Origin of the sequence: Pseudoalteromonas sp. OANN1, from assembly GCF_024124685.1 — a bacterium.
In the GTDB taxonomy this organism is placed as follows: domain Bacteria; phylum Pseudomonadota; class Gammaproteobacteria; order Enterobacterales; family Alteromonadaceae; genus Pseudoalteromonas; species Pseudoalteromonas piscicida.
Genome location: NZ_JAMXSE010000004.1, coordinates 70,165 through 86,110, shown reverse-complemented (window position 1 = coordinate 86,110; position 15,946 = coordinate 70,165). Strand labels below are relative to the sequence as shown.

Annotated in this window: 12 protein-coding genes and 1 riboswitch; of the genes, 4 read left to right on the top strand and 8 right to left on the bottom strand. The window is 42.8% G+C overall.

The annotated features are described in order from the left end of the window. Position 1 precedes the first annotated feature (1 nt). The 4 genes from NH462_RS05140 to NH462_RS05125 form a co-directional block, all read right to left on the bottom strand. Positions 2-328: a hypothetical protein gene (locus tag NH462_RS05140; RefSeq protein WP_017219280.1), complete on the bottom strand. Its 327-nt coding sequence runs from the start codon at positions 326-328 to the stop codon at positions 2-4. Positions 329-436: 108 nt separating this feature from the next. Further along, the gene (locus tag NH462_RS05135) at positions 437-2,107 is read right to left on the bottom strand and encodes an AGCS family amino acid carrier protein (protein WP_017219279.1); all 1,671 of its coding nucleotides are present in this window, start codon (positions 2,105-2,107) and stop codon (positions 437-439) included. A gap of 149 nt (positions 2,108-2,256) precedes the next feature. Then, positions 2,257-3,384, bottom strand: coding sequence for a M14-type cytosolic carboxypeptidase (locus NH462_RS05130; protein ID WP_253104571.1), 1,128 nt, complete (start codon positions 3,382-3,384; stop codon positions 2,257-2,259). Between the two features lie 245 nt (positions 3,385-3,629). Further along, positions 3,630-5,075: a glyceraldehyde-3-phosphate dehydrogenase gene (locus NH462_RS05125; protein ID WP_017219277.1), complete on the bottom strand. Its 1,446-nt coding sequence runs from the start codon at positions 5,073-5,075 to the stop codon at positions 3,630-3,632. Positions 5,076-5,263: 188 nt separating this feature from the next. On the opposite strand from NH462_RS05125, the gene NH462_RS05120 reads away from it, so the two are divergent. Beyond that, positions 5,264-6,064, top strand: coding sequence for a DUF2989 domain-containing protein (locus NH462_RS05120; RefSeq protein WP_253104568.1), 801 nt, complete (start codon positions 5,264-5,266; stop codon positions 6,062-6,064). A 61-nt stretch (positions 6,065-6,125) separates the two neighbouring features. Here the strand turns inward: NH462_RS05120 and NH462_RS05115 are convergent, their stop codons facing one another. The 4 genes from NH462_RS05115 to nhaD form a co-directional block, all read right to left on the bottom strand. Beyond that, positions 6,126-7,451, bottom strand: coding sequence for a sodium-dependent transporter (locus tag NH462_RS05115; protein ID WP_253104566.1), 1,326 nt, complete (start codon positions 7,449-7,451; stop codon positions 6,126-6,128). Between the two features lie 79 nt (positions 7,452-7,530). After that, a complete protein-coding gene (locus tag NH462_RS05110; protein WP_010604514.1) occupies positions 7,531-8,061 on the bottom strand; it encodes a DUF924 family protein in 531 nt (176 codons plus the stop codon). A gap of 122 nt (positions 8,062-8,183) precedes the next feature. Continuing rightward, a complete protein-coding gene (lysC, locus tag NH462_RS05105) occupies positions 8,184-9,530 on the bottom strand; it encodes a lysine-sensitive aspartokinase 3 (RefSeq protein ID WP_253104563.1) in 1,347 nt (448 codons plus the stop codon). Positions 9,531-9,618: 88 nt separating this feature from the next. After that, positions 9,619-9,789: riboswitch (Lysine riboswitch) on the bottom strand. Between the two features lie 145 nt (positions 9,790-9,934). Then, a complete protein-coding gene (nhaD, locus tag NH462_RS05100) occupies positions 9,935-11,182 on the bottom strand; it encodes a sodium:proton antiporter NhaD (protein ID WP_010371900.1) in 1,248 nt (415 codons plus the stop codon). Between the two features lie 156 nt (positions 11,183-11,338). Here nhaD and NH462_RS05095 point away from each other — a divergent pair, with 156 nt between their 5' ends. The 3 genes from NH462_RS05095 to NH462_RS05085 are packed head-to-tail and all read left to right on the top strand — an operon-like array spanning position 11,339 to position 15,910. Further along, entirely contained in the window at positions 11,339-12,583 is a 1,245-nt protein-coding gene (locus NH462_RS05095) for a hypothetical protein (RefSeq protein WP_010604512.1), read from the top strand. A 4-nt stretch (positions 12,584-12,587) separates the two neighbouring features. Further along, a complete protein-coding gene (locus NH462_RS05090) occupies positions 12,588-13,136 on the top strand; it encodes a hypothetical protein (protein WP_010371906.1) in 549 nt (182 codons plus the stop codon). Further along, the gene (locus NH462_RS05085) at positions 13,133-15,910 is read left to right on the top strand and encodes an ATPase (RefSeq protein ID WP_253104560.1); all 2,778 of its coding nucleotides are present in this window, start codon (positions 13,133-13,135) and stop codon (positions 15,908-15,910) included. Before NH462_RS05090 ends, NH462_RS05085 begins: the two co-directional genes overlap by 4 nt. Positions 15,911-15,946 lie beyond the last annotated feature (36 nt).

Sequence of the window (15,946 nt, the reverse complement as noted above, 5' to 3'; positions counted from 1 at the left end):
ACTACTTTTTCTTTTTCAAAATAACGAGGATGACTCGATTAATTAAGTACCAAACCGCACCAATGCCTATAGCGCTTTTGCTTGCGATCATTTCAAACGAGTTAGGATCAGGCTGCTGCCAATAGATATATAAGAATCCACCTAGTACTAGGATCAGTGCAATAAACGAGTAATTCATTACAGATTGCTGACGTTTTACACGATTTCTAGAGGCCGCTCTCTCTCTGTCTTCTTGAGAAAAGTCTGCTAAATTGGTTTCACAATGCGGGCAGGACTTATGTTTGGAGGAAATAGATTTACCGCAGCTTGGGCACTGTGCTATTGCCATCGTGTTACTTCTCCATAATACAAAAAAGGGCACCTGTGAGGCGCCCTATTCTACTACCTTTGCGAACTCTTGTCCTTACATGACAAGATAATTTTAATTAAAATTCGCTCACTGTTTGTGTTCTTTGTTGAAATCTTCCCAGTATTCTTTAACCGAAGATTTCATTTCTTTTCTGAGTAGTAAAATACCAAATAAGTTAGGTAACGTCATCACTACGATGGCCACGGCAGCCAACTTCCACACTAGTGTCGTATCAGCGAACGACGCCCAGAAGAAGCCTGCAACATAGAATACGCGATACGGCATGACCGAACGACTACCCAGAAGATAAATCATCGCGCGGTCGCCATAGTATGACCATGCAATTGCCGTAGAAAACGCGAATAACAACAAACCAATCGAAACGATGTATTTACCATTTTCGCCCAAATAACCTCGGGTAAATGCTTTGGTTGTTAGCTCTGCCGAATGCACTAAAGAGTAACCAATCACGCTGATGCTATTGTCTGTTGGCAAGCCGTCTTTCACTTCGACGGTACCCGTGTACTTGTGACGCTCAGTAATACCAAAACGTACTTGCTCACCAATAGAACGCGAGTGGATCACGGTAAAGTTTTCCGTTACCGCTTTACCCTGTACAACTTCAATCTCACCATTGAAAGGTTTGACAGTATGCTCTTTTTTACCATTCAAGTAGGCGTACAATGCATCTCGGTCTTGTTGATTCGATTCGTCATATTTACCGTCTAAGATAACCATAGACGAGCGCTCGAAATGGGTTTCGAACTTTTCGGTCCACACACCCGATGACAAAATAACCAATCCCGTCAAGGTACAGATAATGATTGTGTCAATAAACGGTTCAAGAATGGAAACCATACCTTCAGACACTGGTTCATCGGCTTTTGCCGAGGCGTGCGCGATTGGTGCTGAACCTTGACCCGCTTCGTTAGAAAACAGACCTCGGTTCACCCCACGGTTAAATGCATAAGCAAAAGAAGCCCCTAAGAAACCACCCGCTGCCGCAGAACCCGTGAAAGCATCTGTAAATACAGAAAGGAAAGAAGGAACGATATTCTCAACGTTGTAGAAGATAACGGCAAAAGAACCAAGAATATAAATCGCAGCCATTAATGGCACGACGCGAGAAGTGATAGCAGCAATGCGCTTGATACCACCAAGTATTACAAGCGCAAGCAAAACTGAAAGCACAGCACCGGTTGCCATCGGTGCAAAACCAAAGGTCGCTTCCATGCCTTGAGCAATGTTGTTGATCTGCGGCAAGCTACCTGTACCAAATGAGCTAATCACAGTAGCAATTGCAAATAATACCGCTAACCATTTCATGTTTAGGCGACGATCCATATAGTACATTGGACCACCGGCCATGGTGCCATCATCTGTTTGTACACGGTATTTATGCGATAGTGTGACTTCCACAAACTTGGTTGTCATACCAAAAAAGGCAGTCATCCACATCCAAAATAATGCTGCTGGCCCACCGATTGAAATTGCCAGCGCCACCCCACCAATATTACCAGTACCAACTGTGCCAGAAAGTGCCGTTGCGAGTGCTTGGAAGTGTGTGGTATCGCCTTCTAGGCCTTTTTTATCATATTTACCAGTAACGACTTTACACGCATGTTTGAAATATCTGATCTGTGGAAATTTCAAGTAGATTGTAAAAAACAAACCTACCCCTAACAGAACATACGGGAACCAAGGTGAACCACCTAACATTCCATCTAAGCTATCTAATAAGCTGCCTAACGCATCCACGAATATTCCCCTTTATTGTTGTTATTACACCCTGTTGAGGTGTTCTACCTTATTTTTTAATATTAATTTGCTTTAAATATTATTTTGTTGTTCTTTTAAACGCACAAAAATAAACGGGTAATCAATATGGTGATTACCCGTCTTTAAGCTTATCTTAAGTCATCAACCACATTTAAGATTGCAGCTAAGGTGTCTTGACCAAACTGATATGAACGTCGGTCTGACCAACCGAAGTAAGGATCTGGCAAATTTGCATTGTCCTTAAACGGCATTTCAACGGTATAAGCCAACGCTTTGAACGCTTCACCGACAGCACACGAAGCAACGGTGAGGTTTGCTTCACCCGGTGCATCTTTATCGTAACCAAATTCATCTTGGAACTCAGGTGTGATAGTTAACAGTGCCGCCTTGAAAGAGTCTTCCAAACGCTGTAGACGCTCATCATAGCTCGGAATACCTTCACTACCCGCAACGAAGTTATACGGTAGTGCTTCATCACCATGAATATCGAGGTACATATCCAGCCCAGTTTCATGCATTTTATTTAATACATAATAAACTTCAGGTGAGTTCTCAAGTGTTGGCGTTTGCCATTCACGGTTAAGGTTAACGCCTTTTGCATTTGTACGCAGATGACCACGAACGCTGCCGTCCGGATTCATATTTGGCACGACATAAAATACCGCTTTCGATAACAGTGCAGCGGCATGTGGATCTTCGTCATCCAATAGTTTGTGAAGTAGACCTTCAACAAACCATTCTGCCATCGTTTCACCAGGGTGCTGGCGCGCCGTGATCCAAATCTTTTTCTTCTCATCTGACGGCTCACCAATAGTGAGTAAGCTCATATCACGGCCATCAAGCGTTTGACCTAGCGTCTCTACAACGCACGCATCATGGGCTTGAGCCCAGTAGACTAGGTCTAAATGGCGCTCATAACTATAAGGCGCAAAATAAGCAAAGTAGGTGTGAGCACATTCAGGCTCAAAATCGATAGTTAATGTACCATTCTCATAACGGGTTGGCACACGGAACCAGGTTTGACGATCGTAAGATGCAACCGCATGATAATCATCCCAACCTTCTGGGTAGGCTGAGTTTAATAGTTGATTGATATGAATTTTGTGCTCTAAAAAAGGCGTAGACTCTAGTCTAAAGTGAAACCATTGAAAAAAGTCAGACTCATTGTCTTTATTGATTTCTAGTTGAATATCTGCAGGTGATTCTGCTTTTACCACCTTGATATTACCACTATCGAAATTACTCGTAATGCGCATAGGTTTCCCTAAATAAGTTAAAAACTGCTGTGTAAATACACTGTTACCATACTCAACTATGCTTCAGTCGAGAATTATATTAAACCTCAAAGAGAGGTAATACTGTGCCTGCCTTTGCACAAAGTTGAGGTGTAACTTTTTGTTAGCTAATTGTAGCTGACCTATCTTAGCAAGCCTACCACAACGAACTTGTTTCAAAAACTAAAAAAGCCAGCTGGTGCTGGCTTTTTATCGTAAATTTCGTATTAGCGAGGTAGGCTCGGGAATTTTACTTCCGCCATGTCTTGCATTACACGTACAACCTGACAGCTGTAACCAAACTCATTATCGTACCATACGTAAAGTACTACACGGTCGCCATCAACGATGGTTGCTTTTGAGTCAACCACACCTGCATAACGGCTACCCACAAGGTCAGTAGACACGATCTCTGTTGATGCAGTGTAGTCAATCTGGTCACGTAGTTCAGAGTAAAGTGAAGACTCACGAAGGAATTCATTTAGCTCTTCAGCAGTTGTTTCTTTACCTAGATTTAGGTTAAGAATTGCCATTGATACGTTTGGTGTTGGTACACGGATTGCGTTACCAGTTAGTTTACCAGCAAGCTCAGGCAGTGCCTTAGCAACCGCTTTCGCAGCACCAGTTGAAGTAATAACCATGTTCAATGCTGCACTACGACCACGACGCTCAGCTTTGTGGTAGTTGTCGATCAAGTTTTGGTCATTGGTGTAAGAGTGAACTGTTTCAACATGACCGTTTTTAATACCAAACTTGTCGTTAAGTGCTTTTAATACCGGTGTGATTGCGTTAGTTGTACAGCTTGCTGCAGACACAATCTTGTCTTCAGACTGAATGTCTGAGTTGTTAACACCATAAACGATGTTTTTGATGTCGCCTTTAGCTGGTGCTGTAAGTAATACTTTAGACGCACCAATTGACTTAAGGTGTTTACCTAAGCCATCTTCGTCTTTCCAAACACCTGTATTATCTACGATAAGTGCGTTTTCAATACCGTATTTTGTGTAATCCACTTCTTCAGGTGAGTTTGCGTAGATAACTTGAATGTAGTTACCGTTTGCTTTAATCGCACCTTTTTCATGGTCTACTGTGATTGAACCATTGAAAGGACCATGAATTGAGTCACGGCGCAATAAACTTGCACGTTTCTCAAGATCACCATCGCGGCCACCGCGAACAACGATTGCACGTAGGCGTAAATCAGCGTGAGAGCCGCCACGTTCGATAAGTAGGCGTGCTAATAAACGGCCGATGCGACCAAAACCATAAAGAACGACGTCACGAGGTTCTGGACGTGCACCTTGGTTTAGTAATTCTGCAAGTTCTGCATTTAAAAACTCTTCGATTGAGCGGCCTTCACCTGCATTTTTATAAATGTAGGCATAAGCTAGCTTACCAAGGTCAACACGACCTGGTGCCAATTCCATTTTGCTGATCACTTCTAAGAATGGAAAGCTTTCACGAAGACGTAGTTTGCGCTCTTCAAAGCGTGCTACTGTTTTGTGTGCTTTGATAACATCAATGGTGCTTGCGCTCACAAGAGGACGACCGTATACAGAGATTTCAACGCCTTTGTTACGGTATAGACGACCGATTAGGGGTTGCATGCTTTCTGCATAATCTTGACGCTCTTGCCAGCTGTTTTGATATTCTTGCTCGTGAGATAAGGTCATTTTTTCTGCCTAATAAACAATTTTCTTTGAACGGATAGCCCGAATGGGCACGGCTATTCTAATTTAAACTGCCGTGATTCTCCACTGTTACCGAACAATTCATTGCGTTAAACTAGTAAACTATTAGCTCTACCCTGTTTATTCGGGCGTAACCCCCTATAATTATAAAAAATCATTGAGGTCAAACTATGGCGTTTAAAAAGTCGCTAGTTTTTGCAGCGTTACTACTTGCTGGTTGCGACGACACCCTAACCTTGAACCAAGTGTGTAGCGAAACGCCTGGTTTTTGTGAAGACTTAAATAAAGACAGTCACTGTAAAGACGAACGTGCGTCGCTAATCTACGCGCGCTATCACGAATACAAGTCACCGACGGACGAAAACAAATATGACTTGTTGCAGAATTTAGAAAGCTACAACCAATGTGTTTCTCGCGCTGCCAAAATTGAGCACATCAAGTTAAAAGAAAAAACCACTTCACGAGTGGAAGGTCATCTCACTGCATTAAAAGAAATGACACGTATTTATAATGAAACAAAAGGCAGTAACCACCCAGGCTTACTTTATTATCATTGGTCTCGTAACAGTGATCGCACAGCAATGAACAAGCTACTGAACATGCAGGATGACCCTAGAGTTCAAAACGATCCTGAAATTCAGCTTTTCCTCGCAGAGTTTTACGCCAAAGTAGATGACGATAAAACCGTCGATATTCTCTACCGCGTATTAGAGCTAAACAAGAGAGGCCATACCCCTAACCCAGAAGTCTATTCATCTTTAGTCAGTATTTTCTACAAACACGAAAAGTATAAGCACGCATATACTTTTGCTAGAGTAGCTCAACTTTCTGGGGTTGAAGATATCGATATTATTCCAGTGACAAACCAACTGGCTGCAATGGGAAAAGATTTAGCCAACTTAGATTCATTGGCGCAACGAACTTACGAGAGCATTCAAGCTGGGGAGTTTGTTTCCCCACGTGATTTCTGAGCCTTGTTATAAAAATCAAAACGGGAAGCCTATGCTTCCCGTTTTTGAGAATAAATGATCACTACTTTGCCAGTGCTACGTTAATAAATACCGCGGTCATTAAGATTGGGCAAACAAATCTAACGTACTGAGCAAACCAGTAATGTGCACCACGAGATTCTAAGTGGAGCTGATTACCGCGCTTCCAAACCCAGCCAACAGTAATAAAGTAGAACAGTCCCATCAATGGTAGCTGATATTGCGTGAATAGACTGATCACCAATTCGAACAACCAATCAAAGTTTAGAATAATCGTGCTCGATGCTAATAAGATAACTAGCGTAACCAACCAAGTCGCTTGTTTACGTTTAAAGCCATGGTTTTCAACCAAGAAAGATACCGGAATTTCTGTTGAAGAAATGGTAGAAGTTACCGACGCAATCGACATAAGCACAAAGAAAGTCAGGCTAACCAATAATCCCATTTCCCCCATATTGGCAAATAGCTCGGGTAAAATGGCAAAAATCAAACGGCCTTCACCGATTAATTTGCCGTCTTGAAATACTTGAACACCATTTTGCTGCGCAACGAATATTGCAGGGATAATAAGTAAACCGGCCAAAAATGCGACACTGGTGTCTAGCATTGCAACACTAAACGTAAGCTTAGGTAGATTTTCATTCGGTTTTAAGTACGAGCCATAAATCATCATGCAGCCCACACCCAACGACAACGAAAAGAACGCCTGCCCCATCGCCGCGATGATCAAATCAGGATCGCTAATTTTTGAAAAGTCTGGAACTAAATACGTTCTAAACCCCTCTGCTGCGCCGTCTAACGTCGCCATATAGCCAATAAGGCAAAGCAGTAATACCAGTAACAACGGCATAAGTCTGCGCGACCAAGCTTCTATACCTGATTTTACGCCTTTGAGAATAATGCTCGCAGTCAAAATTAGCATCAGTGGCGTAAAGATAAAGTTTCTCAGCATCGAGTCACCGCTAAGAAACTGGTGTGCGGTATCTAATTCAGCCATTTGCGCAAGAGGAGCAAGTGCATGAGACAGCATCCATCCAGCCACAATGGAGTAAAAGCTGAGCATCACGATAGCACCAGCAAGGCCGATATACCCCGCCGCGGCTCCTATTTTCGGATTACCTTCACGCCAAGCAGTCTTAAGTGCTTTAACTGGGTTTGCTTGTGCCTGATGGCCTAAGTACAATTCTGTGTAAAGTGCAGGTAATGCGAGTAAGAAAATTACCGCAAAATAAACCAGTAAAAATGCACCGCCACCGTGGTTTGCGGCTTGTGTGGGAAATCCCCAAATGTTACCAAGTCCAACAGCCGCACCAGCTGCTGCTAACACAAAGCCAAGTCGGCTTTGAAATCCATCGCGCGTATGAGCCATGTCTGTAATCAATCATTATTTTTGTAGACGGCCGATTATACGTACTTCCGCTGAAAATGCGAGAGGTTCTAGCCGTGCCTCAGAAACTCGAGTTGGGCGTCTCTAGAAAGTCCATTTCTTCTTCTGTTGAATCGCGATTGAGTATTTCATTTCGATGGGGATATCGGCCAAATCTATCGATAATTTTTTTATGCGCGACTTCAAAATCATAATTAGGCAGGTCGCGAAAATAATGGTCTGCTGCACGATGGATGATGCGACTTTCGCTATGCATCATAGGTAGGTATAAAAACATCAATTCAGTATCGTTGAGCTGGCGGTGATAGCCCTTTTCGATGGCGTGTTGGGTGAGGCTTAGCGCCAAAGGATCACTGGCAAACGCCTCTGGAGTGTCTCTGAATATATTGCGTGAAAACTGATCTAAGATAATGATTTCGCACAGCGCGCCAAGTGGTGTTGCTCTCCAGCTCGAAAGCTCACCTTGGTGCGCCATTTGGTGCAAGATACCGAAGCGATTTTTTATTATGCGATCAAAGTCCGCAGACTTCTTCCACCAATCTGATTCAGTGCATTCAACAAACCAGAATTCGTAGACGTCTTTATAATTCATGATGGCACTCCTAGGGAAAAACAAACTTGATGGTCAGCAGACCCTAACCGTTATAAACAAAGTGCCACCCATCACTCAATAATGCAACTTTTTTATTAGTTCCGAATGGGCAATAAATTCACTTATGCAACCTCTAGTAATTTAGCATGAATTGACTGCACGACCTGATCTGACTCCTGCTGCTCAACTAAAAAGCACAGATTGTGCTTGCTCGCACCATGGCAAATTAGTCGAATATTAAACTCTGACAACACATCCATCAGGTTAAGTTGGCACTTCTTCAACTGGATCTCAGAACCTATCATGGCCACCAAAGTAAGATTATTTTCAACGGTCACATGACAAAACTCGCCAAGTTCATCCAAACAAGCTTGTTCTAACTCTGGTCGAGAAGCATTCGGCGCGTTATCTAGCGTAAGCGCGACACTAATTTCCGAAGTCGTTACCAAGTCAACCGATATATTGTAATTACTTAAAATGGTGAAGATACGAGCCAAAAAGCCGCTAGCAAGGAGCATTTCAGGGCTCTTTAGCGTCAATAGTATTTGGTTTTTGCGTTGTGTCACTGCACGAATGCCTGCTTGCGCCGTTTTCTCTTTTTCAATCCAAGTGCCACCCGCTTGCGGATCACGACTTGAACCAACAAATACTGAAATACCTTTACGACTCGCTGGCAATATAGTTGCGGGATGTAGCACCTTAGCACCAAATGTCGCCATTTCTGCCGCTTCATCAAAACTCAAACGAGGAATTGGTCTAGCCTTTACACACAAACGCGGATCGGTACTGAAAATACCAACGACATCGGTCCAAATATGCACACTTGACGCGTCAATTGCCTCAGCTAACAATGCAGCACTATAGTCAGAACCACCACGACCAAGCGTAGTCGTCTGGCCGTATTGGTCACTACCAATAAACCCTTGTGTCACCTGTACTGTGTCGCCAAGTAGCGCGACCAAATTAGTTTGCGCAGCTTCAAGCGTAGCTGCGACATTTGGATTCGCTTTACCAAATTGATTATCTGTTTTAAGCACTTTACGTACATCAAAGCGCGACGCCTGAACCTGGTTATTACGTAATATTTGGGTAAACAAATAAGAAGAAAAACGTTCGCCAAAGCTCAGCATTTCATCGCATTGCTGTCTGCTAAGTGCAGGTAAACTCGCAAGGCTTTCAAATTCACTGAACGTTTGCTTGTAACCCTCAGCAAGATCAGCATCCAAAGACACTTGGTCGATAATCGCTTGCTGTATGTTTTCAACCGCTGCAACAACTGCTTTGCGCCCGGCTTCATCTTCCTTTTGTTGGGTTAGCGTTACAAGGTGATTGGTTACGCCAGCACATGCACTAACAACGACCACTCGAACATTTGGGTTGTCACGAACAATGTGAGCACAACGAGACATAGCTTCAAAGTCAGCGACACTGGTACCGCCAAATTTGGCTACAACATACTGCGAATTCATTTTCTCTCCTCTCGACTGTTGGCACAGTCAAATTTTATAAGGAGAACTCGGCATGGGATTTCTAGAAAGACGAACGCTTGAAATGACCTTTGCCAGAAGCTCTCCACCAATACGGTGACAGTTCCGAGGATTCAGCCTCGTAAACCGAAGAATCGTTGCGACGAGCAACTTTTCTCCTCGGCGAATACTTCCCTCACTAGTGATCATTGGTCTCGTCACCTCACACTAACTACCTAAGCATCGCGCCTCTTCTGTTTATTTTGCCTTTGTTAATCTGAATAAAAGCAAAATAAAAGCCCGCAATAAATGCGGGCGATGTAAGAAAATTATCTTTTAGCCGTCTAGGTGTCAAGTTATTTATGAAAAACTTATCCCAAAGCGGTAAAAAATTAAATCCATTGATCTTAAATAAGCTGACCCGCGAAATACGCGCCACTATATCCAATGGTATATGCGATAAGCAGGTAGATACTCATTTTAAGATAGCTTGAGAAGGTTAAAGCTTTAACCTTACTCATTGCAATGATCCCCGCTGCAGAGCCAATAATGAGCATAGAGCCACCAACGCCAGTCGCATAAGTAAAGGTTAGCCATTGCGCTGGAGTCATCGTAATGTCTGCTTTTAATAGCGCAGCCGTCAAAGGCACGTTATCTACCGCCGCACTCATTAAACCGACCAAGTAGTTTGCGTATTCCGGCGCAAGATGCAGATATAAATCGGTAAACTTAGACAATACACCGACTTCTTTCAACGCACCAACTAATAACAGCACACCCACAAAGAACAATAAAGTGTCGTATTCAATTTCACGGATATAGTCGATGATTTTCTTATTTACGTCCTTCTTGCGCATCAAGAATTGCGCCATTAAGAACATCAAAGACAAGCCAAATAAGAAGGTTAACATCGGCGGTACATGGTATTGCACGCTTAAGAATAACGTGGCAAAAATGGTTGATAAGAAGATGAGCGCAATGGTGATATCGGTCTTTTCAATTCTGCGTAATTCAGCCTTTTCAAAGGTGATCTTATCATTCATGCCGATTGACAGCATCGCAGCTAAGATAAATACGCTAAAAATAGAGGGAGCGATTAGTAAAAGCAGATCAGGGATAGTCACTTTATCGGCTAGAAATATCATCAAGGTGGTTACATCACCGGTGATCAATGATACCCCACCGGAGTTAACACTAAAGATGATTAACGTCGCATATCTAATTAGCTTTTTCGGGTCTAATTTCAAAGACATGACTACAGCTAATGAAATAAGCGTCGCGGTGATGTTATCCGATATTGACGAAAATACGAATGCAAACGCACCGACCAAAAACATTAGCTTGCGTTCGCTAATATGGGTTGGCATGATCCGGTGAACAATATTTTGGATAAACCCTTTTGAGTTCAAGTAGGCAACAAATGTCATTGCAGCCATTAAGAACAGCCAAAGTGTCGCGATTTCCAAAATGTTATGGTCTAGCTCAATTTGTACAATTTCTGGGCTTTGACCATGAATTGGAGAGATAAAGGCGATAATCCAACATAAAGTACCAAAAAAAAGCGTTGTTTTGGCCTTGTTTACGTGAATAATATCTTCTATAACGATGAGTATAAAAGCGATGGCGATCAGGGTTAGAATAATGGGCGTGACCATAATGCGTAAACAACCTGTAATTAAATGTAACAAGGGGTGGGTTCGTTTTCGCGGCGGATTCTAGCACCATCACAGTCCCCATGCTACGTACGATAAACATTTTGTGACAAATTGATGAAGTAGTGATGTAACTTAACTACTACACACTGGAAAGTTATGATCCCAGCAAAAAAATTATTAAATACGATAAATGAACACTGGAGCGTACTCGAGCTACTTTTTAAACGATTTAAGCTCGCAGATTTCAGTCTAAAAGATGTACAAAACATCCTAAAACAGAAAAACCCTAGCTGGTCGAGTGAACGAATTTATAAAGAAACCAATCGATTACTCCAACAAGAAATTATTATCCCTTTAGCTAAATCTTCACAGTTAGAAATCAACCGTGCAATCGCTGACTTCGCCAGCTTTCTTTTACAAGAAGAGAGCCTTGGTTTAGCAGAAGAGATCACTGTGCTGGTAAAAGACTTAGAAAGATTAGGTAATCGCATCGCACAAGCTGGTGAAGAGGCTGACTACTCTGAGCTACGCCGTTTTAGCCGCATTATGGACGAACGCGTTCGTAAAATTGTTAAGCTGTTCGAACATAACGAAAGCGCTATCATGAACTTGGTTGAACAAGCCAAATCTGACACCTCAACGCTTTCTCTTGGCATGAGATATAAAGCCGTATTGGAAGCTTTTGACGAATATATCGAACCGATGCTGGAAATGGTCGATATTCATGGCCCTTTCCAACGCTGCTTTGATCAAATAGAGCTTCAGGTCAGTGAGCAAATTGACGAGATTGAACAATTAGGCCGTGGCGCTGCAGACAAACGTATGCTGGAGCAGCTCAGAACACGTATTTTAGATATGCACCTCATTGGTAGAGAAAGTTTAAGCCGCAGTGCCGATCTCCTAATGCCGTTAAGAGAAGAGCTACGCCGCAATACACTCATTACACGCCAAGCCTCCAAAGTCCTTGGACAAATTAGAAAGCGCGGCGTTGACCGCTTACTCTCACCAGTTCAACCAGAATTTGTGTCAGACATTCAACGTTTTAACCTCGGACAAAAGCGTCACATGGTCGCTTATATGGCAAGTCTCGTTGAGTTTGAGCATGAAGAATATCAGCTGCCCGATCACGATGATGTGCCAGCTTATCAAAGTCCTAACATTCCAGATTACAACTCGGTAAAAACGAGATTTCAACAAACCGGTAAAAAGCGCCAGGCACTATTGGGCTTTTTAAGCGATAGCTACCCTGATCTTGAAGCAGACGAAATGCTGTTTCTTTATCAAAAGCTGATCAACGAATCTGACTTGGCACTTAGCCAAGAACAACAAAAGAGCAAGATCACTATCGCATCGCATACCTTCTCTTTATATCCATTTAGTGCCAAAGCAAAACAAGATTAGCATTATGACGACAATTAACTTAGACATGCTCAATGAACTCCAAGCCATTAATAAAAAACTGGTGAGCGGGTATCATATCAGTGAGCAAGACACTACCCTTTGGCAAGAATTAGATCAGCAAATTGATAGCTATCAAGCGCTATTTTCAGCCTTAGGCCATGATTTACAGCACGATGCCCGTGGCTTTTATTATTTGGCAAGCGATGAAAGCACGCCAAATATGGGGAAAATTTCCCGTGCGATTGCCCTAACCATTTATATTTTGATTGAACACTATGCCAACCAAGGTAAAGATCCGCTTCGCGTACTATTTGATGAAAGCTGCGATCTAGAGCTAATGCAAACCATAGTGCAGCTCAATAAGCATCTTTTTGACCAGCTAGAGATTTTTTCTGGCTCAGATCTCAGAAAAGACGTGTTTTTACGTATGGTGAGACTGGGTCTAGCCCGTGAGGTTGAGCAAGGCTTTATGCTACTTGCACCGATTTATCGCTACATTGACGCGCTAATGGAAGTAAACGAAGAACAATATGATATTGAGGACGAGCTATGAGCGAGCAGTTGTACGGCTTAAGTAAACTAGCATTATTAAACACCGCCGGATACGCTAAGTGTGTCATTCCTCTGGATAAAAGCGCGTCTATCTGCGCTCCAAATAACACTGGTAAAAGCTCGGTGATCAATGCGCTGCAATTTCCACTTATCAACGATTTAAGACTGACTGAATGGGATGGTCACGATTTAGAAGAAACGCGTAAGTTTTACTTCTCTTCTGATCAATCCTATATTTTGCTGGAAGCCAACCTCCCCCACGGCGATGTGGTCATTGGCGTTGCGGGGCTGGGTAAAATCGCCGGTTACGCGCACCAGTTTTTTTGCTATCAAGGCAAACTGAATCTTGATGATTACACCCAAGGTAAAAGTATCATCAAGTACACTAAGCTCTTTAATCACTTACAGGAAAAACAACTTAAGCCTGTAGAGCTAAAAGCACAAGAACTTAATGCCCTACTCACAGGTGGCGCCACACCATTTGATGGTGATATCAACCTGAAGATGATCCCACTGAATAATGTCCAAGATGCGCCTGTATACAAAGAAATATTCCGTCGTATTCTGAATCTGCATAAACTCGGCGCGCAAGACGTAAAACGCTTTATGCTCAAGGTGTTCGAACGCCATATGTCGAACTCGAAAGTCGACTTTTATGAAGTCTGGCGTCGCGCTTTTGATAAGGTCAACCGTGCGCGCCGTGAGCTGAATGCGCTGGAGTCGATGCAAGAGCCAATTTCAGCCCTTGAGAAAATGCTTGGAAATGAGGCGGTATTAAAAGGTAAATTAGCGGCTTACGCCCCGAAACTCGATTTAGCTTTGGTTGAATATGATAACTATCACAACGAGCAAATTGCAGAGCTGGCAACACAGCTAGAAGACATAGAAGCCGAAAAGCGCGAATTTGAGTCTAAGCAGCAGCTGTACGTCCAACAGTCTCGTGATATCGAGCGTAAGCAAACCCAAATCGAGCAATGGTTTACCGACTTCCACGCGTTAAAACGTGAATTTGAACTAACTAATCATGCAACGCTTAAAACCAATTTAACACTGTTAAAAAAGGAATATGAGCAGCTTTCCTTCTCTATTAATAGTGCACAGGGGCAAAGTCTCCATACCCTTGATTTTCGCATCAACGAAACACAAAAGCAGATTAAGAGTTTAAAACTGCAACTCAAGAACCTTGAGTTCAACCTGTTTACTCGTATGCGTGAAGATCTTTCTTTAAAAGAAGTGGAAGAGATCTCGCGGATCTTGAATCCAGATTTGTTATCGTTTTCAACCACCTCTCAAGGTGAAATTGATATCACTGACGAAGATGCCTTTGGCGCATTTTTGGAGTCGCTGTCTAAGTCAGTTCAAGGTGGTGAGCTTAAGGTGCCTGGCGCTACCGTTAAGTTGAAAAAACTAAGTCCCGTGCAAATGCAAAGTGGTGAGAACAAAGCCCAACTGCAAGCACAGCTGGAGTCATTACAACAATCACTTAGCGACTTAAAGCAACAGCGTGAAGTAGCCGCAAACGTCGCTGAAAAGCAAAAAGAGCGTGATGCGCTTTATGATGAACTCATGGCTACCGAAGCGGCCATGAAGCGCTTTGAGCAATATCAAACTATGTTGCAATCTGTTGATGCTCAACAAGCACTAAAAGAGCAACTGGAGATGGAACGAGAGCAAGTTGATGAATATTTGCATGATATTCAACGTAATGCTGGTTCGATTTCAGACCGCCGCTCTATCATTAAAAGCAAGCAAGACTTATTGGTGCGCCAAGCCGACCGCCTAAAGCAAGTGAAGTCAGAACGTATCGACCACACACTAGACCTATACTCGGGTAAGCTGGCACCGTACGAAATCGAAATTAACCTAGATTTTGATAACCTCTCTGAAGTGATCCACCAGTTTAATAAAGATTGTAATGAGCTTAGAAACTTAGACGTTAATGTGCGTAATACCTACTTGCATATCTACAATGCTGGGATCACTAAGTTTGAAAACGAGTCAGACGTTACTATTAAGTACCAAAAGCTGATCAGTGCGTATCATAACTTAGATAACGAACGAGATGCCGTCGATAAACAAGCGCGAGTGGCGCTCACCGAAGTGGCCGCAACCATTAAAGGACTGCGTCAAGACTTAGACCGCTTACGCCGAGAGATGAACAGTTTTAACAAAGGCATAAGCCAGCATCGTATCTCTAACTTGCAGGCATTCAAAATCAATGTCATCCCTCGTAAGATGCTAGTTGATAGCATAGATACCATTATTAGCACTTCAGATTTATATGAAAAAGGCGAAAGTTTAGACCTACTCAGCGAGCAGCCTAGCTCAGAGAAATCTGTTAATGAGGCGAAAGATCACATCATCAAACTAGCAAGTGACAAAGCGGGATTGACGTTAACCGATCTCTTTGATATTCGCTTTGAAGTGGTCAACCGCGCAGGTGACACTGAGCACTTTGATAAAATTGACTCAGCCGGTTCAAACGGTACGCGGATCACCATCAAGCTTTTATGTGGCATGCTATTTATTCGCTATCTGCTATCTGATCAAGAGCAAGCAATGTATCGTATCCCAATTTACATCGATGAAGCCGCGGATATCGACCCACAAAACCAAAAGGCTATTATCGAAACCGCACTAAGCTTTGGGTTTGTGCCAATTTTTGCATCGGTGAAACCACAGATCAGCTGTGACTACTTGGTGCCGATCCGTAGTGTTGCACAAGGTAGCCAAAACTGGGTGGATGAAAAAGACTGGATAGAAGTGGAACATTAATCCCAAGTTAATGTCTTAGACACAATTATTAAAGGA